Here is a 25,021-nt window from a genome sequence, read left to right as displayed (position 1 = left end):
GGGGTGATCTCAGTTCACGCGCGGTGACGGTTCGGCCGTGAAGTAGCGAGCCGTGAAAAATGGATAAAAATTTGTAAGCGTTTCTCTGTTTAAAAAGAAAGTTTGATATGGTCGGGAACCAATTTTTTCTGGGGCGGCAGCCGATCGTCGGACGAGACAATGAACTGGTGGCCTATGAATTTCTGTTCCGCTCGAATGAGACCAATGCCGCGGTGATAGCGGATGATGTGATGGCCAGCGCGGCGGTCATTCAATATCTGTTCTCCGGGCTTGGCATGGATGCGGCACTTGGCGGCAAACGCGGCTTTATTAATTTGTCCGAAGAATTGCTGATGAGCGAGAGTATCGAGCTGCTGCCGCAAGACAAGGTGGTGCTGGAAATTTTGGAAACCGTTCCACTCACCCCGCGTGTGGCCGCGCGCTGCGGGGAGTTGAAAAACCTTGGCTATACCTTGGCTTTGGACGATATTACCGAGCTGACCCCGGCGCACCGGAATTTGATGCCGCTGATTGATGTGGTGAAGCTGGATGTATTGGGAATGCCGCCGGAGCAGATTGCCGCTATGGTAGTTGAGCTCAAACCCTTTGAAGTTACGCTGCTGGCGGAAAAAATTGACACCATGGCGCAACATGCATTCTGCCATGGCCTGGATTTCGATTTATTCCAGGGGTTTTTCTTCGCCCGCCCGGTGATGCTGACAGGCCGGACGGTGCAGCCATCGGCGCTGGGATTGTTGAATCTACTTGGCCTGATCGCAAGAGATGCCGAGATCGAGGAGATTGAGGAGGCCTTGAAACAGGCGCCCGATCTGACGGTGCATCTGCTCAAAATAGCCAACTCGGCCGCATTTAACCTGTCGCGCAAAATTTCCAGCGTGCGTGGGGCGATTGCCAGGCTGGGCCGTATCCAGCTGAACCGGCTGGTGCAGATCATGATGTTTTCACAACAGAACGATATCGGTGTTGCCGCGAACCCGTTGTTGCAGACGGCGGTTATTCGCGGCCGGATGATGGAGGGGCTGGCGGATTTGATCGGCTGCGGCGCGATCCGCAACCAGGCCTTCATGACCGGGATGCTCAGCCTGATGGATGCGTTGTTTCAGCAGCCGCTTGGAGAAATTCTGGCCACGTTGAATCTGGAGACCACGATACAACAGGCATTGCTGGGGCGTGAAGGCCAGTTGGGGGTGATGTTGCGGCTGATCGAGGCCAGTGAACGCATTGGCGGCGAATCAACGATATCGCTGATGGCGCGGCTGGGCCTGCCGGATTTGGATGCATTCAACCGCGTGCATGCCGAGGCGCTGGCATGGTCCGGCCATTTTTCCTAGAGTTTTTTCCCTTCGCACAGACTCACGCAAAATGCTCTGGCTCTTTGTCTTGGGCGGTTTCGCCGCGCATGCTAAATCGCCGCTTCCAACGCCGCCGAGGCTTCCAGCCAGGCTTGTTCCGCCACGTCCATTTCCCGCTTGATCGCACCGATGCGCTGGTTGATGTAGGCGAGGTCTTTCGCCTTTCCGGCGGCATACATGCCAGGGTCGGCGAGCTTTTTTTCCAGCAACCCCTTCTCCGCGGTCAACTTGGCGATGCGCAATTCCGCGTCTTTCACTGCCTGGCGCAGCGGCGCGGTTCTGCCGCGGGCCTCGGCGCGTTCTTTTTTGCCTTCGGCGCGCTCGTTCTTGCGTGAATTGTCGCGCGAGCCGCCGCCGCTGCTGGTGCTGCCTTCGGTGACGCTGGCGGCGTAGGAGGCGAGATCGCCCTCCAGTGCCGTGACCTTGCCGTTTGCCACCAGCAACAGCCGGTCGGCGACGAGGTCGACGAGGTAGGGATCATGCGAGATCAGCACCACCGCGCCCTCGAAATCGGCCAAGGCGCGCACCAGCGCGTCGCGGGCGTCGATGTCGAGATGGTTGGTCGGCTCATCGAGGATGAGCAGATGCGGGGCATCGCGGGTGGCGAGCGCCAGCAACAGGCGGGCCTTCTCACCGCCGGACATGGCGCCGACCTTGGTGTTCACGCGGTCGGCATCGAGCCCGAAGCGGGCAGCCTGGGCGCGCACCTGCGGCGGCGTGGCCTTGGGCAAGGCGCGCGAGAGATGCTCATAGGGGGTCTCGGTCATCACCAGGTCTTCCTCCTGGTGCTGCGCGAAGTAGCCGACGCGTAGGTTGCCGGTGCGGAACTGGCGGCCGTGCAAGGGCTCCAGCCGCCCGGCCAGCAGCTTGGCGAGCGTTGATTTGCCGTTGCCGTTGGTGCCGAGCAGGGCGATGCGGTCTTCCATGTCGATACGCAGCGAAACCCCTTTGAGCACCGCCTTGCCGTCGTAGCCGATGTCCACATTGTCGAGGCTCAGCATCGGCGGCGCCAGCTTGTTGGGCTCGGGGAAGGAGAAGCGGGTAACGCGGTCTTCCACCACCGATTCAATCTGCGGCATGCGCTCCAGCGCCTTGATGCGGCTCTGCGCCTGCTTGGCCTTGGCGGCTGAGGCGCGGAAGCGGTCGACGAATTTCTGCATATGGGCGCGCTGCTCGGCGGCTTTTTCGGCGGCCCGGCCCTGTTGCAGGGCTTTTTCGGTCTTTATCCGCACGAACTCGGCGAAACCGCCGGGGGTTACCGTCAATTTGCCGCCATCGAGATGGGCGATGGCTTCCACCGCGCGGTCCAGCAACTGGCGGTCATGGCTGACGAGGAGCACGGCGCCGGGGAATTTGGCGAGATATTGCTCCAGCCAGAGGGTGGCTTCCAGGTCGAGATGGTTGGTCGGCTCATCGAGGAGCAACAGGTCAGGGTTGGAGAACAGCACCGCGGCCAGGGCGACGCGCATGCGCCAGCCACCGGAGAAGCTGCTCATGGGGCGGCTCTGCCATTCGGTGGAGAAGCCGAGGCCGGAGAGGATGGCGGCGGCGCGGGCCGGGGCGGCGTCGGCCTCGATTGTCAGCAAACGGTCATGAATTTCGGCGATGCGGTGGGGGTCGACCTCGTGATGGTCTGCCTCTTCCATCAAGGCGGTGCGCTCGGTGTCAGCCTTCAGCACCACTTCCAGGGGGGTTACATCGCCGCTGGGGGCTTCCTGGGCGACATAGCCCAGGCGCACGCGCTGGCCAAAGCGGATGTTACCGCCGTCGGGGTGCAACTCACCCGCGATCAGCTTCAGCAGGGTGGATTTGCCGGCGCCGTTGCGGCCGATGAGGCCGATGCGGCGGCCAGGGTCGACCATGAGGGTGGCGCGATCCAGCAGGGTGCGCCCGGCGATGCTGTAGGAAAGGTTCTCTAAACTTAAAACGCTCATGCGCCCCCTCTACAGTGCGCGCCCTGGGTTGCCCACCCCAAGGGTGCGTAACTCCCCGGGGGGTTGCCCACCCCGCCCAGCCCCGCTATTGCCCGGCCACACTCACTTAAAGGCAGATCGTATCATGGCAATCGAACGCACCCTCTCCATCATCAAACCCGACGCAACCCGCCGCAACCTGACCGGCAAGATCAACGACAAGTTCGAGACCGCCGGCCTCTCCATCATCGCCACCCGCCGCCTGCAGCTCACCAAGGCCCAGGCCGAGGCGTTTTATGCCGTGCATTCGCACCGCCCGTTCTTTGGTGATCTGGTCAGCTTCATGATCTCCGGCCCGGTCGTGGCGCAGGTGCTCGAAGGCGAGAACGCGATTATGCAGAACCGCGACATCATGGGCGCGACCGACCCGAAGAAGGCCGATGCCGGCACCATCCGGGCTGATTTCGCAGAGTCGATCGAAGCCAACTCCGTGCATGGCTCCGATAGCCCGGAAGCCGCCGCGCAGGAGATCAGCTTCTTCTTCGCCGGGATCGACATCACCGCCTAGAGACTGATCGTTTTAAGCGCGATCAGGCTCTAGCCGTTTTTCTGAGGATGATTCACGCTTTCGGCTCGATCGGTTGAGCGAAACTCAAACGATCGCGCTCTAACAAGATAAACGCCGCGCGGGATGCCCCCGCGCGGCGTTTACGTTGCCCGCTTCGGCTTGTTTACCTGCCGCGCGCGGCCCAGCGCCAGCGTATTGGGGGCCACATCCCCCGTAAGTGTCGAGCCGGCCGCGACCAGCGCCCCATCGCCCACGGTGATGGGCGCGACCAGCGCGGTATTGGAGCCGATAAACACCTTCGCGCCGATTTTGGTTTTATGTTTGGCCTTGCCATCATAATTGCAGGTGATGGTGCCGGCGCCGATGTTGGTGCCGGGGCCGATTTCGGCATCGCCGATATAGCTGAGGTGGTTGGCCTTGGCGCCCGCGCCCAGCGTGGCGGCCTTGATTTCAACAAAATTGCCGACATGCGCACCGGGCCCGATATTGGCGCCAGGGCGTAGCCGGGCGTAGGGGCCGATGAGCGCGCCCGCAGCCACGAAACAGCCTTCCAGATGCGAGAACGCCTTGATCTCGGCGCCGGATTCCACCGTGACGCCGGGGCCGAAGACGACATACGGCCCCACGATGACATCGGCGCCGAGCAGGGTATCGGCGGAAAAAAACACGGTTTCCGGGGCGAGCATGGAGACACCGGCCTCCAGCGCCGCCTCGCGCAGCCGGGTTTGCAGGGCGGCTTCGGCGGCGGCGAGTTCGGCGCGGGAGTTGATGCCCAGGCATTCGGCGTAGGGTGCTTCCAGGGCGGCGACCTTAACTCCCTCGGCCTGCGCGATGGCGGCGATGTCGGTCAGGTAATATTCCCCCTTGGTGTTTTCGGCTTTCACGGCTGCCAGCCAGCGGCGCATGTCCGCTGCTTTGCCGGCCAGCCCACCCGCATTGCACAAGGCGATGCGGCGCTCTTCGGGCGTGGCGTCGGCATATTCCACAATGCGGGAGACGTAGCCGTGCTCCATCACCAGGCGGCCATATTTCCCGGCATCCGGCGGGGTCATGGCAAGCAGCACCAGCCCGGCGTCACCCGCCTGGGCGCGGGCGAGCAGGGATCGCATGGTGGCAGGGGAGACCAAGGGGTTGTCGGCATAGAAGACCGCGACCAGACCTTCGCCGAATTGTTCCTCTGCCTGTCTGGCGGCGTGGGCGGTGCCCAGGCGCTCGGCCTGCACGACCACGCCATGCGGAGCGGCCAGGGCCTCCAGCGCCGGCATATCCGGCCCCACGACCACCACCACGCGGGCGAAGACCTCCTCGGCCGCGATGGTGAGGTGGCGCAGCATTTCGCGCCCGGCGAGCTTATGGGCGGCTTTCGCCAGGCTGGATTTCATGCGCGTGCCGAGCCCGGCGGCGATGATGACAGCGGTATTTTCCATGGTGGTTACGCCTGCTTGATGTCGATGAGGCTTTTGCGGATTTTGCGGCTGCGGTTGATTTTGTCTTCGATGTAGTCAGCGTCGCCCTTGCGCACGGCGCGCGCCATGGCCTGAGCATCCTCCGAGAAACGCGCGAACATTTCCAGCAGCGCATCCTTGTTGTTGAGGAAGATGTCGCGCCACATCACTGGGTCGGAGGCGGCGATGCGGGTGAAGTCGCGAAAGCCGGAAGCCGCGAATTGCAGCACCTCGCCGCGGGTCTCGCCGGCCAGATCGTCCGCCGTGCCGCAGATGGTGAAGGCAATGAGATGCGGCAGATGGCTGACGATGGCGATCACGCGGTCATGATGGGCCGCGTCCATCCGGGCGGTCTGCGCGCCGAGGATTTTCCACATGGTCTCGATTTTGACAATCGCGGCTTCGGCGGTTCCGGCGGGCGGGGTGAGCAGCGACCAGCGGCCCCTGAAGAGATCAGCCAGACCGGCGTCGGGGCCGGAGAACTCGGTTCCCGCGATCGGGTGCGCGGGGACGAAGGCGACGTTGGCGGGGACGAAGGGGGTGATATCCTGCATGACCGATTGCTTGGTCGAGCCGACATCGGAGAGCACGCAGCCCGGCGCCAGATGCGGCGCGATGGCTTGGGCCAGCGCGGCATAGGTGCCGACCGGGGCGCAGAGGATGACGCCATCGGCGCCCGCCACGGCCTTCGCGGGGTCGCTGGTGTACTCGTCGCCCAGGCCAAGCTCCTCGGCGCGGGCCAGGGCGGCGGGGCTGGTGTCGCAGATCACGATTTTATCCGCGATGCCGCCATAGGCTCTGGCGCCGCGCGTGATGGAACTGCCGATCAGCCCGATGCCGATGATGACCAGCCGCTTGAAGATGGGCTCAACCATGCGCTCAACCATGAACAAAAGCGTTCAGCGCCTCGGCGGCCAGGTTGCATTCGTCATCGGTGCCGATGGTGACGCGCAGGCAGCTTGGCAGACCATAGGATTTGACGTTGCGCACGATCAGGCCGCGTGAGCGCAGGAACATGTCGGCCGCGGCCGCGCGTTCCGGGCTGCCAAAGTCCACCAAAATGAAATTGGCCTCCGAAGGGTGGGTTTTCAGTCCGACCTGCGCGAGGCGTGCTTCCAGCCGGGTGCGCGCCCGGGTGTTGTGCTCACGCCCAGCCTCCAGCCATCCGGGTTCGCCCAATGCCGCGATGCCGGCGGCGGCGGCGGTGACGCTGACGTTAAAGGGCGCGCGCATGCGGTTGAGCACATCCACGATGGGGGCCGGGGCATAGGCCCAGCCGAGCCGCGCGCCGCCGAGGCCGAATATTTTCGAGAACGTGCGGGTCATCACAGTGTTTTCGCCCGCGTCCACCAGGGCTGTGCCGGGGTCGTAGTCCTCACGGTCCACATACTCGCTGTAGGCGGCGTCGATCACCAGCAGGATATCCTCCCGCAGCCCGGCGCGCAGGCGCAACATTTCAGACTGCGGCAGGAGCGTGCCGGTTGGGTTGTTGGGGTTGGCGAGGAAGAGCATTTTGGTTTGCGGGGTCACCAGCGCCAGCATGGCGTCAACATCGGTGGTGAGGTTCCGCTCCGCCGCCTTTAAAATCGTGCAGCCGGCCAGCTTGCCCGCGATCTCGTAGATCGAAAACCCGTGGACGCTCATGATCAGCTCGGTGCCGGGGCCGCCATAAGCCTGGATCAGCAGGGTCAGCAGCTCATCCGAGCCGTTGCCGCAGACGATTTTCGCGGGGTCGAGGCCGAATTTTTCGCCAATGGCGGCGCGTAGCCTGGCCGAGCTGCCGTCCGGGTAGCGGTGCAGTTTTTTCCCCGTGGCGGCAAGGGCGGCCAGCGCGCTGGGAGGCGGGCCGAAGGCGCCCTCGTTGGAGGAGAGCTTGATGGGTTTCTCAAAGCCCGGCAGCACGGATTCGCCGCCGACATAGGAGGCGACGGAAAACACCTCCGGGCGGGGTTGCGGGGCGCTCATGGTGTGTCGCCCATCGGCACGGCGAAGGCGCCGATGACCACCGGCGGCGTGTTCAGCCCGGCAATGGCGGCGAGGCGCGGGTCGGTATCTTCCACAAAGCCCTCGACCTCGGCCAGGGCAAGGATGGCGCTATCGCCGGGGATGCGTTTGACCCAGATCTGGCCCGGAGCAAAACCGCTGTCCTTGAGCAATACGGTGACGCGCGCGCGCGAGGTGTCGGCGCTGAGCTCCAGCACGATCAGGCTGCGGTCATGGCCGGAGGCGTCGGGTTTGACCGCGGCGGCAACAAAGGCCTCGCCCAGCGGCAGACCTTCGGCCCGCTTGGTCCAGAAGGGGATTTTGGCGATGATGAACAGCCGGTGCGGCGCCTTGGCGGTGAGCATCTGCCACCAGCCGCCCTGCCCGTCGTCATCCTCGGACGGGGGGGGGAGAATCGCGATCTGGGCAGAGTCGCGCGCCAGATCGGCCAGGGTTTGCGAGGGGTTGTGGTGGCGGCGCACCGGGGTGAGGGGGCCGAAATGTTCGCGCGCCAGGGCGAGGCGCTCGGCCCCGCCGTCGCCATCGCAAACGGCCATGGTCTGGCCGCCCTCGATGATGAGCGCGGCGCCGAAAATTTCGCGCCAGATGCGGATGATCGCCTGCGCCGGCCAGGCGCCCGTGTGGCGGGCCAGCAGGCGGCGCAAAATGGCGGCCTCGCGCCCGGGGCGGATTTTGGTGCCGACCTTGCCGCCGTCGCGCGCGACACTCTCAACCACCGCGGCGCGGCGCATGAGCAGGTCGTGAATCTGGTCGTCAATGGCGTCGAGCTGGGCCCGCAACTGGTTCAGCGCATTGGGAGGGGGGGTAAAATCATTCATTGTGCCGTTGATACCCTAATTGCCTTGCCGCCGCCAAGCGCGCGGCCACCCTGCAGTCCCGGTGCGTTTTGAAACCGGCGCGGGGATTGCACCATGTGGCCTGCCAGCGCATATCCCGTGACGACAAATGGACCAGACGACCGCCCGACCCGAGACCCAGCACCAGAGCGTGACCTTTGCCGAAGGTTTGACGTTGGATTGCGGCCGTCATCTGGGCAGCCTCACCATCGCCTACCGGACCTATGGCACGCTGAACCCGGCCAAAAGCAACGCGATTCTCATCTGCCATGCGTTGACCGGCGACCAGTATGTGGCGGAGACCAACCCCGAGACCGGCAAGCCAGGCTGGTGGGAGCAGGTGGTTGGCCCTGGCCGCCCGGTGGACACGGAAAAATTCTTCGTCATCTGCACCAATGTATTGGGCGGCTGCATGGGCACAACCGGGCCGCGCAGCCAACATGATGAACATGCCGGGCAGCCCTGGGGCACTGATTTCCCCCCGGTGACAATCAACGATATGGTGCGCGCGCAGAAGCGCTTTATCGACCATCTGGAGATCGGCAGATTATTCGCCGTGGTTGGCGGCTCCATGGGCGGCATGCAGGTGCTGGCCTGGGCGGCGTTATACCCGGCGCGGGTGTTCGCGGCCGTGCCGGTGGCGGCGGCGGCGTATCATTCGGCGCAGAACATCGCCTTCCATGAGATCGGGCGGCAGGCGATTGCCGCTGACCCGGATTTTTGGGCCGGGCGCTACTGGGAGCATGGGGTGACACCCGAGCGCGGCCTAGCGGTGGCGCGGATGACGGCGCATATTACCTATGTCTCCGAAGCGGCGCTGACGCGCAAGTTTGGCCGCAAACTACAGGATACCGCGCAGATTTCAGCGCTGGGCGACCGTTTTGAGGTGGAGAGCTACCTGCAATACCAGGGCTCCAGCTTCGTGCGCCGGTTCGATGCCAATTCATACCTGACCATCACCCGCGCGATGGATCTGTTTGATCTCTCGGCGGATTACGGCGGCGTGCTGCCATCGGCCTTTGCGGGCACGAAAACAAGGTTTCTGCTGGTCTCATTCGATTCCGACTGGCTGTTTCCCACCGAGCAGTCACGCGCGATCGCGCGGGCGCTCAACCATGTGGCGGCGAACGTTTCGTTCGTTGAGATAAAATCCGACAAGGGGCATGATGCGTTTTTGCTCGACGAGCCGGATTTTCACCGGACGCTGCGCGGGTTTCTGGCGGGCTGCGCCGAGCATGCGGGGTTGAGTTGAGCGGCTCCAAAAAGATGCGCGTTGATCTGGCGCTGATCGCGGGCATGGTGGCGCCTAAAACGCGGGTGCTCGATATCGGCTGTTCCGATGGCGCGCTGATTGACCATCTGTTCCGTAACCTGGGCTGTGACGCGCGGGGGCTGGAGATCGACATGGCGACGGTGACCCTGGCGGTGGCGCATGGGCTGCCGGTGATGCAGGGCGATGCCGATACCGACCTTGCCAGCTACCCCGACGCCGCGTTTGACTATGTGGTGCTCTCGCGCACCCTGCAGGCGGTGGAGAAGCCGCGCGAGGTGCTGCGCCAGATGTTGCGGATCGGCACGCACGCGATCGTGAGCTTTCCGAATTTTGGCCATTGGACGTTGCGGCTGCAACTCCTGTTCACCGGGCGGATGCCGATGACCAAGAACTGGAGCCGGATGTGGTACGAGACACCGAACATCCACCCCTGCACGATCCGCGATTTTTTCGACCTTTGCGCGGCCGATGGGTATATCGTGGAAGAATGGCTGGCGGCCGACGAGGCGGGTGCCCGCGCGCCCTGGCGCCGTTGGCCGGCGCTGGCGAATTTGTTTGGTGAACAGGGGCTGTTTTTGTTGCGCAAGGCCTGAAACGGGAACCGATGCAGGCAGGCTCCATATAGAGGCATGAGATGGCTGGCACGCCGAACCCGTATTATGATCCGGATTGGGAGCAAAAATACCGGAAGCGCGCCGCGATAAGCGAAAAATGGCGGTTTGTTTGCGCGCGGATCGCGGCGCGGGACGGCTTTGGCGCACCGCGGCATCTGCGGGCGCTGGCGCAACACGAGCAGGCGAAGGCGCTGGAGGATGCGGCGCGGCGCGGGCAATTTCGCAGCGTGGCGGATTACGCCGCCTGGCGTTTTGCCACCTTGCCGCCGGCCCGCGAGGGGGTGGCGGCGCTGCCCGATTTTGAAGGGTTTCGTAGCGTTGAAGCTGTGGACGCGGCTTTTTGGCGTGTTGTCCACCAGGAGGTGGAAACCCCGCTGATTGACGCAATGTCGCTGCCGGTGCGCCAGCCGGCCGGGTTGGCGGCATTTGTTCCGGCGCGCGATGTGCTATCCTCCTGGCGCCGTTTTTCTCCGGCCGAGCTGAGCCGCTATCCGGCCGGCATGGGGGCTGAGCCGGTGGATTGTCTGGTCAGCTTTCATCAATTGGGGAACGAATTTCACATCTGCATCGCGCATCGCTGGGGCAGGCTTTCGCCGCGCTCGCGTGACCAGTTCCGCAACATCGCGACCCTGCTGGCCCGCCAGACGATCGAGGTGTTGCATCCGGGCGTGGGGATGATTTTTACGGAGGGCAGGCATGCGGCGCCGCAATACAGAGACCTGCTCCGCCAGGTGAACGCAGCGGCGCGGCGCTTCCACTTTTACCGGCATTTGCTGCCCCGCCGGGACCTGAAGGAGCAGTTCGGCCAGGTCGCCATGGGGTGGGACGGCGCGCGCTTCATCGATCCGGATTTTGAGGCGGTGCTATATGATGCATTGCCAGAAGCCCTGCGCGCGGCGGCGGAAAATGCCGGAGGCGCGCCGCTGAACCTGCCGCCGCCAGAGGCTGGGCCGTAGCGTGGCCTTGGTGGATTATCCGGGCTAAGAGGGGGCATGAGAACGATTTGCGCCGCTTGCCCGTGCCGGTCCGCAATATGAGCGCGCGGATCGATCCCCGCTTGATGGCCGAAGGGCGGCGCACGCGCGGCGCGCTGTATGCCAGCATCGGGCTGGGGGTGGTGGCGGCGCTGCTGGTGATCGCGCAGGCGGTGCTGCTGGCGCGGGTGATTGATGGTGTGGCGTTCAGGCACCAATCGCTGGCCATGGTGGCGCCGCTGTTATGGGGGCTTGCGGGATTGTTCCTGCTGCGCGCCGGGCTTTCGTATGTGAGCGAGGTCATCGCCTTCAAGGCCGCAGGTGAGATCAAGACGTATCTGCGCCAGGAACTGCTGGGTCATATTCTGCGGCGCGGCCCGGTGCCGGCGGCGGGTGAGAACAGCGCCGATCTGGCCGGCACAATGATCGAGGGCGTGGAGGCGCTGGAACCGTATTTCTCCCGCTACGTGCCGCAGATGGCGCTGGTGGTGGCGGTGCCGCTGGCGATTTTGGCGCTGGTGTTTCCTCTGGACTGGATCAGCGGGTTGATCCTGCTGGTCACCGGCCCGTTGATCCCGGTGTTCATGGTGTTCATCGGCTACCGCGCGGAGGCGATCAACCAGCGGCAATGGCAGAAACTGCTGCTGATGAGTTCACATTTTCTTGATATGCTGCAAGGCATCACGACGCTGAAGCTGTTTGGCCGCGCGCGTGATGAAATCGCGATTGTGGCGCGCATTTCCGATGATTATCGCAAGACGACGATGGCAGGGGTGCGCATTGCATTCCTCACCTCGGCGGCGCTGGAGTTTTTCGCCAGCCTGGCGATTGCGCTGGTCGCGGTGATTTTCGGCGTGCGGTTGTTGCACGGTCATATCGATTTCTTTCCGGCATTTCTCGTCTTGCTGCTGGCGCCGGAATATTTCGTGCCCTTGCGCGGGCTCTCCACGCATTATCATGCGCGCATGACGGCGATTGCGGCGGCGCGGCGGATATTCGAGGTGCTGGACGCGCCAGCTCCCGCCGCGGTGGAGGGCGTGGTGCCGCCGATGGCCGGTGGTTTGGAAATTTCATGCGAAAATCTTGAATTTTCATATGCGGACGGAGAGAAGGTGCTCGATGGGCTGAGCTGCGTGTTTCCGGCCGGGCGGATCACCGCGGTGGTCGGGCCGAGCGGAGCGGGCAAGACCACGCTGGCGCGGGTGCTGCTGGGGTTCATTCAGCCGCAAGCGGGCCATGTGCGGATTAACGGCGCGCTGGATCTGGCCGGGATGGCGGCGGAGGGCTGGTGGGAGAGTTTGGCCTGGGTGCCGCAGAATCCACGTTTGTTTCATGGCACGATTGCCGCCAATGTGCGGCTGGGGCGGCCCGATGCAGACAGCGCGGCCCTGCGGGAGGCTGCCCGAGCAGCCCGGGCGCTGGATTTTATCGAGGCGCTGCCACAGGGATTTGAGACCGTGATCGGCGGCCTGGGGCAGGGGCTTTCGGGCGGGCAGATACAGCGCATTGCGCTGGCGCGGGCGTTTTTAAAAAATCCAAAACTGCTGATCCTGGATGAGGCCACGGCGAATCTCGACATGGAGAGCGAGGCGCTGGTGCTGGATGCGATCATGGACCTTGCCGTGGGGCGCACGGTCATCATGATCGCGCATCGTCTGGCCATGGCCGAGCGCGCTGACACTGTGGTGGTGCTGCAGGCAGGGCGGGTGGCCGAGAGCGGCACGCCGGCGCAATTGCGGGCCAGCGGCGGGCTGTATGCCGCCATGCGGAATGCGGGACGCGAAGAGGCGGAGGAAATCTCATGCGCGATTTGATCCGCCTGCTGCGTTTGTTCGGGTCCTCACGGGGGTGGATGTTCGGCGGCGTTGCTCTGGCCTGCATCACCGTGCTGGCGAATTTTGGGTTGATGACGCTCTCCGGCTGGTTTCTGGCCGCGGCGGCTGTCACCGGCTTGGCGGGCTTTGCCGCGCAGAATGCGTTTAATTTTTTTAGCCCCGCGGCGGGGGTGCGGTTTTTCGCGACCGTGCGCGTGGCCTCGCGCTATGTGGAGCGGCTGGTGACGCATGATGCGACCTTCCGCCTGCTCGCGCAGTTGCGTGTGTGGTTCTACACAAAACTGGAGCCGCTGGCCCCGGCGGTGTTGCAGGGCTACCGGGCGAGCGATCTGCTGTCGCGCATTGTCGCGGATATCGACACGCTGAACATGTTCTATCTGCGGGTGTTTTTGCCGTTTGCCGTGGCCTGCGGGGCAGGGGCGGCGATGGTGGTGTTTTTCGGCGTGTTCTCCTGGCCGGCGGCGCTGGCGCTGCTGGTGGGGCTGGTGCTCACCGGCGGCGCGTTGCCGTGGCTGACGCAACGGCGCGGGGCCGCCGCGGGGGGTGAAATCACGCGGTTGAATGCGGATTTGCGCGCGGAAATGGTCGATGCCGTGCAGGGCATGGGCGAGTTGCTGAGCTATAATGCCGCCCCCGCCTTGCAGGCGCGCGTGGCGGGGCTGAACGCGCGGTTGATCGGGCGGCAGGCGGAAATGGCGCGCATCACCGGGCTGGGCAGCGCGGCCGCCGGGCTGCTGACCAATTTCACACTCTTGCTGGTGGTGGTTGCGGTGATTCCGGCGGTGCGCGCCGGGCAGCTCTCCGCGCCGGAACTGCCAATGCTCGCTCTGGGCACCATGGCGGCGTTCGAGGCGGTGGCGCCGCTGCCGGTGGCGTTCCAGTTTCTGGGCCAGATCCGCACCGCGGCGGCACGGATTTTTCAGATCGCGGATCAAAAATCCGTGATCGTGCCGCCCGCGCATCCTTCGCCGCGCCCCGGGAGCTTTGATCTCGACCTGCGCGGGGTGTGTCTGCGCTATGCCGCCGATGCGCCATGGGCGCTGAACGGTCTGGATTTGCACATCAGCCAGGGCAGCCACGTCGCGATCATGGGCGGCACGGGAGCGGGCAAGACCAGTCTGATCAATTTGCTGTTACGCTTCCATGAATATCAGGCCGGAAGCGCGAAATTTGGCGGGGTGGAGCTGCGCGATTTCCACGCCGAAGACCTTGCGGCCTATTTCAGCGTGGTCTCCCAGCGCAGCTATTTGTTCCACACCACGATCCGCGACAATCTGCTGATCGCCAAGGGCGAGGCGGCGGAGGATGAGCTGTGGCACGCGCTGGAAGTGGCGCAACTGGCCGGTTTCGTGCGGGGGCTGCCGCTGGGGCTGGATACTATTGTGGGTGAGGCGGGGGTGCGGCTTTCCGGCGGCCAGGCGCGCCGCGTGGCCATTGCGCGCGCGGTGCTGAAGGATACGCCGTGGCTGATTCTCGACGAGCCGACCGAAGGGCTGGACACGGTGACCGAACACGCTTTGTTGCGCGACCTGCAACCGCTGATGGCCGGTAAAACTGTGCTCTATATCACCCATCGCCGCGCCGGGCTGGCGGCCATGGACAGGGTTTATACACTCACAGATGGCAGAATTATGCTGCGTGAATCCAATTAAGGGTATATTGGTGCGGAATTATCCTGCAGGAAATCAGGAGATACGGCCAAAAGAGTAGAATGATACTGCCAGCCGCGAGGTTACGCATAATTTATTTTCTGAACAGGCTTTGATATAGATCAACTCACTCTAAACCGCCCGCATGTATAGTATTTCGGTATGTTTGTCTGAATTTTTTGAATTATGAACTAAACGCAGCAGGAGCACCAATAATGCCGCTCATAGACCCAACGATTGTAGACCTCTCGCGTCTGCAATTTGCCTTGACTGCCCTCTACCATTTTATTTTCGTGCCTTTGACGCTCGGCATGACCATCCTGCTTGCCGCAATGGAAACTACCTACGTCATCACCGGCAAGCAGGTTTACAAGGACATGACCCAGTTCTGGGGCAAGCTGTTTGGCATCAACTTTGCCATCGGCGTCGCCACCGGCCTGACCATGGAATTTGAATTCGGCACCAACTGGTCGATGTTTTCGCATTTTGTCGGTGACGTGTTCGGCACGCCGCTGGCCATTGAAGGGCTGATGGCCTTTTTCATGGAGTCGACCTTTATCGGCCTGATGTTCTTCGGGTGGGACCGTCTGAGCCGGCCGGCGCATCTGGCCGTGACCTATCTGGTCGCACTGGCCTCCAATCTTTCGGCATTATGGATTCTCATCGCAAACGGCTTCATGCAGGACCCGGAAGGCGCCAGCTTCAACCCCGACACCATGCGCATGCAGTTCAACAGCTTTGTGCAGCTCGTGTTCAGCCCGGATGCACAGGCGAAATTCGTGCATACCTCGATCGCCGGTTTCGTTGCCGGGGCGATGTTCATCATGGGCATCAGCGCCTATTACCTGCTCACCAACCGGCACAAGGAATTCGCGGCGCGCTCCATCCGCATGGCCGCGGTGTTCGGGCTGATCTCGACGCTGGCCGTGGTGACGCTGGGCGATGCGCTCGGGCGGCTGGATGATTTGTTGCAACCAACCAAAATCGCGGCGATTGAAGGTCTGTGGCACACCACGACCTCGCCCTCCGCGCCATGGCTGGTGGCGGCCTTGCCGAATGATAAAACGCAGAGCAATTCGCTTGAAATCGGCATCCCCTATGTACTGACGCCGCTTATCACGCACACGTTCGACAAGCCGATTCCAGGCCTGATTGATCTGGAATCCGCCGCGGGGCCGCATATTCTCAACGGCATCAAGGCGATCAACGCGTTGCAGCAATACGGCACGACGCATGATGCGGCCTCGCTCGCCACGTTCCAGCAATATGAGAACGATATGGGCTATGGCTTCCTGGCGCAGCAGAACGCGCCGAACCAGGATCTGAATGCGATCACCCCGGCCGAAATGCCAACGGTGGTGCAGCAGACGGAGCAGGAGACCATTCCGAATGTGTTCGTCACGTTCTGGGCATTCCGGATCATGATGTTCCTCGGCTTCTACTTCATCGGGCTGTTCGCATTCGTTGCCTTTTTCAGCCTGAAAAACCAGTTGGAGAGCCACAAGTTTCTGCTCAGACTCTGCGTATACTCCATTCCGGGGCCCATTCTGGCTTCCGAATTCGGCTGGATCACGGCCGAGGCCGGGCGCCAGCCATGGTCGGTGTATGGCTGGCTGCCGACGTTCCAGGCCGCCTCCAGCCATAATGTTGGCTACATGGTCTTCTCGCTCATCGGCTTTGCATTGCTCTACAGCCTCTTCATCGCCGCCGAGCTTTACCTGATGTTCAAATTCGCACGCCTTGGCCCTCAATCCCATGACCACGCAGCCCCGGTTGCCGGCACGGGCGCATCGCCGATGTTCGCCAAACCCGGCTTTGCCGCCAAGTCCTGGGAATAGGAAGGAGACTGACAAATGGAAATCTACGTTGCTCTGAAAATTATCTGGGCCGTGCTCCTGGGTGTTCTGCTGACCGGCCTGGCCGTGATGGTGGGCATGGATATGGGGGTTGGCACGCTGCTGCGTTTTGTCGGCAAAAACGATGCCGAGCGCCGCACCGCGCTTAACATCATCGGCCCGCACTGGGATGGGAATCAGGTGTGGTTCATCCTCGGTGGCGGCGCCATTTTTGCCGCCTTCCCCACGCTGTATGCCACCTCGTTCTCGGTGTTCTATGTGGTGATGATCCTGCTGCTGTTCAGCATGATCATGCGCCCCGTGGCTTTTGAATACCGCTCCAAGGTGGATACCAAAACCTGGCGCGGCACCTGGGACTGGGCCTTCCTGATCTCCGGCGCGGTGCCGATGATCGTCTACGGCGCGGCCTTTGGTAACGTGCTTGAAGGTGTCGGCTTTCATTATGGCTGGACCGGCCAGTACTACCAGGACGAATCCTTCCTCAGCTATCTGCTCAACCCCTTCGCGGTGATGTGCGGTGTGATGTCGCTCTCCTTGAGCATCTACCAGGGCGGCACCTTTTTGATGCTGCGCGGTGTTGAGCCGATCTATAGCCGCGCGCGCCTGTTCGCGACCTGCGGCGGCCTGCTGGCGGCGGTGATCTTCGCTGTGGGCGGTCTTTGGGTCTCGCATCTCAACGGGTATGTGTTCACCGGCGCGGTGAACCCCGGCATGGAGGCAACGCCGCTGGGCGGGCCGGCGGTGGCGGTGCAGGCTGGCGCCTGGCTGAACAACTACCACAGCTACCCCATCCTCTGGCTGGCGCCGGTGCTTGGTTTTGTTGGCATGCTGGTGGGCACGCTGGCACTGCGCTTGCACCTTAAAGTGCTGGCCTGGTGGCTTGGCGCCGTCGCCTGGGCGGGCACCATCAGCACGGTCGGGATCGCGATGTTCCCCTTCCTCATGCCGTCTTCCACCAACCCGAGCCAGAGCCTGACGGTTTGGAATTCAACAGGCAGCGCCTATAACCTTGGCTGGATGTTGTTTTTTGCCGTGGTCTTCGTGCCGGTTATTCTGTCCTACACCTCATGGGCGTTTTATGTGATGCGCGGCAAGGTGAAGACCGAGACCGTCGTTAACGATCCGCATAGCTATTAGGAGTTTTGAGATGAAAACCTTTGCAAAATTTCTTGGCCTGGCGGTGGTGCTGTTTGTCGCCATCGCGCTGGCGGTTCTCTGCGGCGACTATGGCCCCTGGTACTTCGCCTGGCTGGTCGGTACCACCATGATTATTCTCATTGCGGTGGCGGGCGGGGTGTTGTTTGAGACCCAGCTCGAAACCCTGAAGAACGGAGGTTAACCCATGCTTGGCGATCTTGAAGGTCTGATTATCTTCATCCCGTTCCTCTATCTGGGGCTTTACGGTCTGGCCTATCTTTATACAAGGAAGAAATTTCCTTAAGCTTTTGGCGATCCTTCCGCGTTGGAAGGATACAATTTAACCGGCTGCTCCCTCAGGGGGGCAGCCGGTTTTATTTTGCCCGTTTTCTTTTGGCTTGTGTTCTGGTGTGTTTGCCTGCGCGTTCCCATCTATCCGGTATAATGTGGAGGTGGCGGGCATGGGTAACAGGCTGGGCGAGGCGTCATCGCCCTATTTGCGGCAGCACAAGGACAACCCGGTGCATTGGCACATCTGGGGGGCTGAGGCGCTGGAGGAGGCGCGGGCGCGCAATGTGCCGATCCTGCTCTCCATCGGCTATGCCGCCTGCCACTGGTGCCATGTGATGGCGCATGAGAGCTTTGAGGATGAACGCGTCGCCGCGCTGATGAACGCGCATTACGTGAACATCAAGGTTGACCGCGAGGAGCGGCCGGATATTGACCAGATTTACATGAGCGCCCTGCATGCCATGGGCGAGCAGGGCGGCTGGCCGCTGACCATGGTACTCACCCCGGCGGGAGAGCCGTTCTGGGGCGGCACCTATTTCCCGCCCGAGCCGCGTTTCGGCCGGCCGAGTTTCACCCAGGTGCTGAGCGCGCTGGCCAGAGCGTGGGAGACGGACCGCGCGCGCATCGGCGAGACCGTCACCGCGATGAACCGGGCATTGGCGGCCAGCGCTGCCGCGCGCCCCGGCGCGCTTCCCGGCCCGCAAGCGCTGGAGGATGTGCGCGGGTGGTTTCTACGCGGCATCGACTGGCGGCATGGCGGCAGCGGCAGCGCGCCGAAATTCCCTAACACGCCGATTTTCCGCTTCCTGTGGCAGGAGGCTTTTCGCGCTGGCGATGCGCGGGCGGGCGAGGCGGTGACGCTGTTGCTGAACGCCATCTGCCAGGGCGGAATCTACGACCATGTTGGCGGCGGCTTCGCCCGCTATGCCACGGATCAGGCCTGGCTGATCCCGCATTTCGAGAAGATGCTTTATGATAACGCGCTGATATTGGATTTATTAGCGCTCGCCTATGCGCAAACCAGCGCGCAACTCTATGCGGCCCGCGCGCGCGAAACCGTGGCCTGGCTGCGGCGCGACATGCGCGAGGAGGGCGCGTTCGCCGCCTCTGAAGATGCTGACAGCGAGGGGGTGGAAGGCAGGTTCTATGTGTGGGAAGCGGAGGAAATAAGCGAGGTTCTGGGCGCGCAGACAGAGTTATTCGGCGCGCATTACCCGTTGCCCCCGCATGGCAACTGGGAGGAGCGGATCATCCTGGAGCGCAAGACCCCGCTGGGTGATGCCGCCACCGAGCTGGCGCTGGCCGATTGCCGGGAGAAGCTGCTGGCGCGGCGGAGCACGCGCATACGCCCCGGCCGGGATGACAAGATTTTGGCCGATTGGAACGCGCTGGTCATCGCGGCGCTGGCGCGCGCGAGCTTTGTATTCGGCGAGCCCGGCTGGCTGGACGAGGCGGCGCGGGTGTTTGATTTCCTCCTGGAGAAAATGGGCGGGCCGGATGGCCGCATCGCCCATGCCTACCTGGGCGGGATAATCTCCGCCGCCGGGCTGCTGGAGGACCAGGCGGCGATGCTGCGCGCCGCGCTGGCGTTGTATCAGGCCACCGGCGAGGCCGCGCGCCTTGCCCAGGGCTTGCGCATTTTGCGCGCGGCGGAAGAGAACTTCAGCGATGGGGCAGGGGCGTTCTACATGGCGGCGCATGACGCGGCGGATGTGCCCGGCCCGCGCGGGCGCAATGTCACCGATGGCCCCACGCCCTCGGGCATCGGGCTGATGGCGGAGAATTACGCGATTTTGTTTCATCTCACCGGCGATGCGGCATACCGCGCCAGGGCCGAGGCGGTGCTGGCTTCCTATGGCGGGCGGGTGGAGGCGCTGGCGGCCTCGCCGGTGCTGCTCGCGGCGCTGGATATATTGCAGAACGCCAGCTGCGTGGTGGTGACCGGCGGCGCCAGGGAGCTGGCCCGCGCCGCCCTGGTGGCAGCCGACCCCGCCGTGGTGGTGTTGCAGGTTGCGGCGGACGCCGTGCTGCCACCCGATCATCCGGCATACGGCAAAACTTCGGCAGCGCCCGCCGCTTTCGTCTGCCGGGGCGGCACCTGCGCCCTGCCGGTGACAACCCCGGACGCGCTGATGGCGTTGCTGCGTCCGTTCCCGAAAACAGGAGTGTCTCATGAACCGGCGTAATCTTTTTCTCTCCGGCGGTGCCGCCACATTGTTTGGCGGCACCGCCGCGGTATTGTTTGGCGGCACCGCCGCGGTATTGTTTGGCGGCACCGCCGCGGTATTGTTTGGCGGCACCGCCGCCGGGGCCACGCAAACCTATGAGGTGACGCATAGCGACGCGCAATGGCGAAAATTGCTGTCCGCGGCGGCGTATGACGTGCTGCGCCAACAAGGCACCGAGGCGCCGTTTTCCAGCCCGCTGCTGAACGAGCACCGCGCGGGCATTTTTGGCTGCGCCGGGTGCGCGTTGCCGCTGTTCTCCTCCAAAACCAAATATGACAGCGGCACCGGCTGGCCGAGCTTCTGGGCGCCGCTGCCTGATGCCGTGCTCACCGCCAGTGACAACTCGCTCTTCATGGAGCGCACCGAGGTGCATTGCCGGCGCTGCGGCGGGCATCTGGGGCATGTGTTCACCGACGGGCCGCCGCCGACGGGCCTGCGCTACTGCATGAACGGCGTGGCGCTGCGTTTCACGCCCGCGGCGGGATGACGGTTTGGCGTGCAATTGTTGCTGATTTGCAGTAATCTTGCGTGCAGAGAGGCTCTATACACAGCGAGGGAAAAATGGCCGAAGAACCGAACCTGTCGATTGCTCTCGAAACGATCTGTTTCATTATCGCCAAGGCGCGGCAGTTTGACGCCAAGGACGAGGTGACCGACCCGGACCCCGGTTCCAACGCGAGTGATGATGATATGCGCGCCGTGCTGGAGGACCATTCTGACGATCCGGTGCGCACGGAGCTTTCCAGCGTGATATGGGCCTTGAACGAGGATGCGCAGATAGACTTGGTGGCGATGACCTGGCTCGGCCGAGGCGATGGCGATATCAGCGATTGGAACGCGCTGCGGGGCGAGGCGGCGCGCGACCATAACGCGCGCACGGCGGATTATCTGCTCGGCATTCCGTTGCTGGCCGATTACCTGGAGGAGGCGCTCGCGCAGTTTGGACTCTCCTGCGCGAGCGTTCAGGATTAGATCAATATTGGTTTAGCTTGAATCAGCCGATTCAAGCTAAACCAATGAAATTGACCGTAAAACATAAGATAGAGCGTGATTGACGTGAGGCAATCACGCTCTATCGCGCCCGCCGCGGCAGCATCCGGCGCAGAATATCGTCGCGCAGGAGGTAGTGGTGATACAGCGCCGCCAGGGCGTGGCCAGCAACCAGGATCATGATCAGCCAGGCGTTGAGATCATGAATTTCGTCGACAAAGCCGCCGGCCGCCTTTGAGAAGGTGCCGAAGGGCGAGGCGATGAGCAGGCCGAAAAAGCTCAATGCGTGATTATCGGTCCAGCGCGTGAAAAAGCCCAGGGGCACTTCGGCGGCGATGAGCGCATATAGCGTATGGTGCATCGCCTTCGCGGCGCGGTCCATAAGCTCAGAGCCGGCGGCGGGTGCGCTGTAGCCGGGGGTCAGGCGCCATAAAACGCGCAGCGCGATGACCGCGGTGAGGATCACGCCGAAGGACATATGCCCGGTAATCATGACATGCCGCACGGCCTTGGGGAAAAAATCCCAGGTCTCGGCCGAGCCGAATTGCAGCACCACCAGCGCCGCGGTGGCCCAGTGAAGGATGATGGAGACGCCGTCGTAACGGGCGGGGGCCGTTGCGTTATTCATGTTCGCGGGGTGCTCCGGGTTCAGGCCACGGTGCCAAACAGCCGGCCGATGCCGGTTGTCGCCGCCATGGCCAGCGCGCCCCAGAAGAGCACGCGCAGGGCCGGTTTCAGCGGCGCGGCGCCCCCCGCCTTGGCGCCCACCGCGCCGAGCACGGCCAGGAAGAGCATGGCGCCGATGCCGATGGCGGGCATCACCAATGTCAGCGGTGAGACCACGGCGATAATCAGCGGCGCCGCGGCGCCGGCGGAGAATGTCAGCGCCGAGGCGAGCGCGGCCTCAATGGGGTTGGCGCCCGTTGTGTGCGAAATACCCAGCTCATCGCGGGCATGCGCGGCCAGCGCATCCTTGACCATGAGCTGGCGCGAGACTTCGCGCGCAAGCTCGGGCTCGACGCCACGGTTGACATAAATCTGCGCCAGCTCCTCCGCCTCATGGGCGGGGGATGTCGCCAACTCATGCCGCTCCTTGGCCAGCGCGGCGTTCTCGGTGTCGCTCTGTGAACTTACCGAGACATATTCGCCAGCGGCCATCGCCATCGCGCCCGCGACCAGCCCGGCGACGCCCGCAACCAGGGCATCGTGCTGTGTTCCCCCGGCGGAGACCACGCCGAGGATAAGGCTGGCGGTTGAGATAATGCCATCATTGGCGCCCAGAACAGCGGCGCGCAGCCAGCCGGTCCGCTCAATCAGATGGTTTTCCGTGTGGATATGTACGATCATGTGCGTCAAATTCCTTTTCCGGCGCGCTTATAGCATCGCCCAGGCCGCAGGCATATTGAGCCAGATCAATGCGCGTAACATTGCGCGGCAGTTTCGATTGGCTCTAGGCTCGCCATATGACGAAACCGATTGACCCAGCTATGTCCGGTAGCGGCCCCGGGCTGTCCTCGGCCGAGGCGCTGGAACGGCTGCGCCTGGATGGGCCGAATGAACTGCCGCAGGACCAGCGCCGCCATTTGCCGCGCATCGCGTGGGATGCCGTGCGCGAGCCGATGCTGCAACTGCTGCTGGGTGCGGGTGTCATCTATCTGCTGCTCGGCAATCTGGCGGAGGCGCTGATCCTGCTGGGCTTTGCCCTGCTCAATGTCGGCATGGTGGTGGTGCAGGAAACCCGCACGGAAAATGCCCTGGCGGCGCTGCGCGACCTCGCAAGCCCACGGGCGCTGGTCTGGCGCGGCGGGCAGCGCCTGCGCCTGCCCGCCCGCGAGCTGGTGCGCGGGGATCTGATCAGCGTGAACGAGGGTGAGCGGGTTCCGGCGGATGCTCTGCTGCTTGAGGCCGGGGCCATGCAGGTGGACGAGGCTTTGCTCACCGGCGAATCCGTGCCCGTACGCAAGCGCGCCGGTGCCGCAAGCACCGCGCAAGCCATCCCCGGCGGCGATGACAGCCCCTATGTCTGGGCTGGCAGCCTGATTGTTGGTGGCAGCGGCACCGCGCGTGTCACCGCCACGGGGCCGCGTAGCGCCATCGGCCGGATCGGCAAATCCCTGGCGACTGTGGAGGCCGCACCGGCGCCGCTGCAACTGCAAATGCGCCGCCTCGTCTGGGTGTTCGCCACCGCGGGTATCGGCGCTTCCATTGTTCTGGCCATTGTTTATGGGCTGCTGCACGGTCAGTGGCTGCAGGCCGTTCTCGCGGGCATCACCCTCGCCATGGCAGCACTGCCGGAGGAGTTTCCTCTGGTTCTCACGATCTTCCTCGTGCTGGGCGCCTGGCGCCTGTCGCAGCGGCATGTGCTGGCCCGCCGCTCGGCGGCGATCGAGGCGCTGGGCACCGCGACGCTGCTTTGCGCCGACAAGACCGGCACCATGACGCAGAACCGCATGTCGGTGGCGGCGCTCAAGGCCGGGGAGCAGCGCCTCGCTATGGGGGAGACGGCCCCGGCCCTGCCAGAGGCGTTTCATGAGCTGGTGGAATTCTCCATCCTGGCGAGCCAGGCGGACCCGTTTGACCCGATGGAACAGGCGTTTCATCGCTTGGGCCAGCGGTTTCTGGCCGATACGGCGCATCTGCACGCGGGCTGGGAGCTGGCGCGGCACTATCCTCTCCAGGCGGGGCTGCTGGCGATGTCTCAGGCGTGGCGCGCCAGCCCCGGCGGCCCTTATGTCATCGCGGCGAAGGGGGCGCCGGAGGCGGTTGCGGACCTTTGCCATATGGGGGCGCCCGCGCTGGAGGCGCTCCGGCTGGATGTGGCGCGGATGGCGGACGAGGGCCTGCGGGTTCTGGCCATCGCCAAGGGGGTGCATGCCGCGCCCGGCTGGCCAGAATCGCAGCATGATTTTGACTATACGTTTCTGGGGCTGACCGGCCTCGCCGACCCGCTGCGCCCCGGCGTGAGCGAGGCGGTGGCGGCATGCCGCAGCGCTGGCATCGATGTTGCCATGATCACCGGAGACCACCCCGCGACGGCGCTGGCGATCGCGCGGCAGGCCGGCATCGCCAGCGCCAGCGTGCTCACCGGCCAGGAAATCGCGATGCTGGATGAGCCGGCGCTGCGCCAGCGCGTCGCGCAGGCGCGGGTGTTCGCCCGTATCATGCCGGAACAAAAGCTGCGGCTGGTGCAGGCTTTCGCCGCCAATGGCGAGATCGTGGCGATGACGGGCGATGGTGTCAACGACGCCCCCTCGCTCAAAGCCGCGCATATCGGCGTCGCCATGGGCGGGCGCGGCACCGATGTGGCGCGGGAAGCGGCTTCGCTGGTGCTGCTCGATGATGATTTCACCAGCCTGGTCGCGGCCATCCGCCTCGGGCGGCGGATTGACGGCAATTTGCGCAAGGCCTTCGCCTATATCCTCGCCGTGCATGTGCCGATTGTCGGCATGTCGCTCATTCCGGTGCTGCTGGGCTGGCCCTCGCTGCTCGGGCCGATCCATGTGGTCTTCCTGGAGCTGATCATCGATCCGGCATCCTCCATCGTGTTTGAGGCGGAACCGGAAGACGATGGCGTGATGTCCCGGCCTCCCCGGCTGCCCGGCGCGTCGCTGTTTAATTTGGCGTTGCTGTTGCGGGGGCTTGGGCAGGGCGTTGTGGTGCTGGCCATGGCGCTCCTGATATTTCTGGCGGGCGCGGGCGGGCCGGGGGGTGAGGCCACGGCCCGGGCGATGGCATTTGTTACGCTGGTGCTGGGTAATTTGGGGCTGGTGCTAACCAACAAGGGGCTGGATTCCAGCGCCGTGCGCGCCTTGTTGAAGCCAAACCAGGCATTGGGGATTGTTGTTGCGATCACGCTGCCATCGTTGATCGCAACGCTGGCGGTGCCGTGGCTGCGCCATCTCTTCGGGTTCGGGCCGCTGGGCGCGCGCCAGATCGTGCTCGCCATGGCCGCCGCCGCCGGTAGCTTTGCCGTGAATGAGCTGGTGGCGTGGGTGCTCCGGCGCTTTCGCCGCGGCGGCATATCGGGGCGCGGGTTAAGCTGAACCGGCCGCGCCG

Annotated in this window: 21 protein-coding genes; 14 read left to right on the top strand and 7 right to left on the bottom strand. The window is 63.8% G+C overall.

The annotated features are described in order from the left end of the window. The first annotated feature begins 107 nt into the window (after positions 1 to 107). Entirely contained in the window at positions 108 to 1,331 is a 1,224-nt protein-coding gene (locus tag QQJ84_RS03205; protein WP_284256527.1) for an EAL and HDOD domain-containing protein, read from the top strand. A 71-nt stretch (positions 1,332 to 1,402) separates the two neighbouring features. On the opposite strand, the gene QQJ84_RS03200 is transcribed toward QQJ84_RS03205, so the two are convergent. Continuing rightward, positions 1,403 to 3,286 (bottom strand): ABC-F family ATP-binding cassette domain-containing protein, encoded by a 1,884-nt coding sequence (locus QQJ84_RS03200; RefSeq protein WP_284256526.1) that lies wholly within the window; start codon positions 3,284 to 3,286, stop codon positions 1,403 to 1,405. Positions 3,287 to 3,410: 124 nt separating this feature from the next. Between QQJ84_RS03200 and ndk the strand changes: the two genes are divergently transcribed. Next, positions 3,411 to 3,833 (top strand): nucleoside-diphosphate kinase, encoded by a 423-nt coding sequence (gene ndk / locus QQJ84_RS03195; protein WP_284256525.1) that lies wholly within the window; start codon positions 3,411 to 3,413, stop codon positions 3,831 to 3,833. 140 nt (positions 3,834 to 3,973) lie between these two features. Here the strand turns inward: ndk and glmU are convergent, their stop codons facing one another. The 4 genes from glmU to QQJ84_RS03175 are packed head-to-tail and all read right to left on the bottom strand — an operon-like array spanning position 3,974 to position 8,100. Beyond that, complete coding sequence (gene glmU, locus QQJ84_RS03190; RefSeq protein ID WP_284256524.1) at positions 3,974 to 5,260, bottom strand: bifunctional UDP-N-acetylglucosamine diphosphorylase/glucosamine-1-phosphate N-acetyltransferase GlmU; 1,287 nt, start codon at positions 5,258 to 5,260, stop codon at positions 3,974 to 3,976. Between the two features lie 5 nt (positions 5,261 to 5,265). Then, complete coding sequence (locus QQJ84_RS03185) at positions 5,266 to 6,153, bottom strand: prephenate/arogenate dehydrogenase family protein (RefSeq protein WP_284256522.1); 888 nt, start codon at positions 6,151 to 6,153, stop codon at positions 5,266 to 5,268. 4 nt (positions 6,154 to 6,157) lie between these two features. Further along, positions 6,158 to 7,243 carry a histidinol-phosphate transaminase gene (gene hisC, locus QQJ84_RS03180; RefSeq protein ID WP_284256520.1) on the bottom strand — a complete coding sequence of 362 codons (1,086 nt, stop codon included), beginning with the start codon at positions 7,241 to 7,243 and terminating at the stop codon, positions 6,158 to 6,160. Then, the gene (locus tag QQJ84_RS03175; protein WP_284256519.1) at positions 7,240 to 8,100 is read right to left on the bottom strand and encodes a chorismate mutase; all 861 of its coding nucleotides are present in this window, start codon (positions 8,098 to 8,100) and stop codon (positions 7,240 to 7,242) included. The genes hisC and QQJ84_RS03175 overlap by 4 nt, the downstream gene beginning before the upstream one ends. 127 nt (positions 8,101 to 8,227) lie before the next feature. On the opposite strand from QQJ84_RS03175, the gene metX reads away from it, so the two are divergent. From metX to QQJ84_RS03120, 11 genes are all read left to right on the top strand, one after another. Further along, on the top strand, positions 8,228 to 9,370 hold the full coding sequence (metX, locus tag QQJ84_RS03170; RefSeq protein ID WP_284256517.1) for a homoserine O-acetyltransferase MetX: 1,143 nt from the start codon (positions 8,228 to 8,230) through the stop codon (positions 9,368 to 9,370). A 14-nt stretch (positions 9,371 to 9,384) separates the two neighbouring features. Next, entirely contained in the window at positions 9,385 to 9,984 is a 600-nt protein-coding gene (gene metW, locus QQJ84_RS03165) for a methionine biosynthesis protein MetW (protein ID WP_284256609.1), read from the top strand. Positions 9,985 to 10,025: 41 nt separating this feature from the next. Continuing rightward, positions 10,026 to 10,961: a hypothetical protein gene (locus tag QQJ84_RS03160; RefSeq protein WP_284256515.1), complete on the top strand. Its 936-nt coding sequence runs from the start codon at positions 10,026 to 10,028 to the stop codon at positions 10,959 to 10,961. A 47-nt stretch (positions 10,962 to 11,008) separates the two neighbouring features. After that, complete coding sequence (cydD, locus tag QQJ84_RS03155) at positions 11,009 to 12,793, top strand: thiol reductant ABC exporter subunit CydD (protein WP_284256514.1); 1,785 nt, start codon at positions 11,009 to 11,011, stop codon at positions 12,791 to 12,793. Beyond that, positions 12,781 to 14,466 (top strand): thiol reductant ABC exporter subunit CydC, encoded by a 1,686-nt coding sequence (cydC, locus tag QQJ84_RS03150; RefSeq protein WP_284256513.1) that lies wholly within the window; start codon positions 12,781 to 12,783, stop codon positions 14,464 to 14,466. The genes cydD and cydC overlap by 13 nt, the downstream gene beginning before the upstream one ends. 212 nt (positions 14,467 to 14,678) lie before the next feature. After that, positions 14,679 to 16,301: a cytochrome ubiquinol oxidase subunit I gene (locus tag QQJ84_RS03145; RefSeq protein ID WP_284256512.1), complete on the top strand. Its 1,623-nt coding sequence runs from the start codon at positions 14,679 to 14,681 to the stop codon at positions 16,299 to 16,301. Positions 16,302 to 16,316: 15 nt separating this feature from the next. Continuing rightward, the gene (gene cydB, locus QQJ84_RS03140) at positions 16,317 to 17,456 is read left to right on the top strand and encodes a cytochrome d ubiquinol oxidase subunit II (RefSeq protein ID WP_284256510.1); all 1,140 of its coding nucleotides are present in this window, start codon (positions 16,317 to 16,319) and stop codon (positions 17,454 to 17,456) included. Between the two features lie 10 nt (positions 17,457 to 17,466). Continuing rightward, positions 17,467 to 17,658: a hypothetical protein gene (locus QQJ84_RS03135; RefSeq protein ID WP_284256509.1), complete on the top strand. Its 192-nt coding sequence runs from the start codon at positions 17,467 to 17,469 to the stop codon at positions 17,656 to 17,658. Positions 17,659 to 17,917: 259 nt separating this feature from the next. Then, entirely contained in the window at positions 17,918 to 19,933 is a 2,016-nt protein-coding gene (locus tag QQJ84_RS03130) for a thioredoxin domain-containing protein (RefSeq protein WP_284256508.1), read from the top strand. Positions 19,934 to 20,075: 142 nt separating this feature from the next. Beyond that, on the top strand, positions 20,076 to 20,462 hold the full coding sequence (gene msrB / locus QQJ84_RS03125) for a peptide-methionine (R)-S-oxide reductase MsrB (RefSeq protein ID WP_456304807.1): 387 nt from the start codon (positions 20,076 to 20,078) through the stop codon (positions 20,460 to 20,462). A gap of 74 nt (positions 20,463 to 20,536) precedes the next feature. Continuing rightward, complete coding sequence (locus tag QQJ84_RS03120; protein WP_284256507.1) at positions 20,537 to 20,947, top strand: DUF3775 domain-containing protein; 411 nt, start codon at positions 20,537 to 20,539, stop codon at positions 20,945 to 20,947. A gap of 100 nt (positions 20,948 to 21,047) precedes the next feature. Here the strand turns inward: QQJ84_RS03120 and QQJ84_RS03115 are convergent, their stop codons facing one another. Together QQJ84_RS03115 and QQJ84_RS03110 are read right to left on the bottom strand one after the other, a co-directional pair. Further along, entirely contained in the window at positions 21,048 to 21,593 is a 546-nt protein-coding gene (locus QQJ84_RS03115; RefSeq protein WP_284256506.1) for a cytochrome b, read from the bottom strand. A 20-nt stretch (positions 21,594 to 21,613) separates the two neighbouring features. Continuing rightward, a complete protein-coding gene (locus QQJ84_RS03110) occupies positions 21,614 to 22,312 on the bottom strand; it encodes a VIT1/CCC1 transporter family protein (RefSeq protein WP_284256505.1) in 699 nt (232 codons plus the stop codon). A 116-nt stretch (positions 22,313 to 22,428) separates the two neighbouring features. On the opposite strand from QQJ84_RS03110, the gene QQJ84_RS03105 reads away from it, so the two are divergent. Beyond that, on the top strand, positions 22,429 to 25,008 hold the full coding sequence (locus tag QQJ84_RS03105) for a cation-translocating P-type ATPase (protein WP_284256503.1): 2,580 nt from the start codon (positions 22,429 to 22,431) through the stop codon (positions 25,006 to 25,008). Positions 25,009 to 25,021: the final 13 nt, after the last annotated feature.

The sequence above is a fragment of the Acidocella aquatica genome (assembly GCF_030160635.1).
Taxonomy (GTDB): Bacteria; Pseudomonadota; Alphaproteobacteria; order Acetobacterales; family Acetobacteraceae; genus Acidocella; species Acidocella aquatica.
This window is presented reverse-complemented; position numbering and strand designations above follow the sequence as displayed.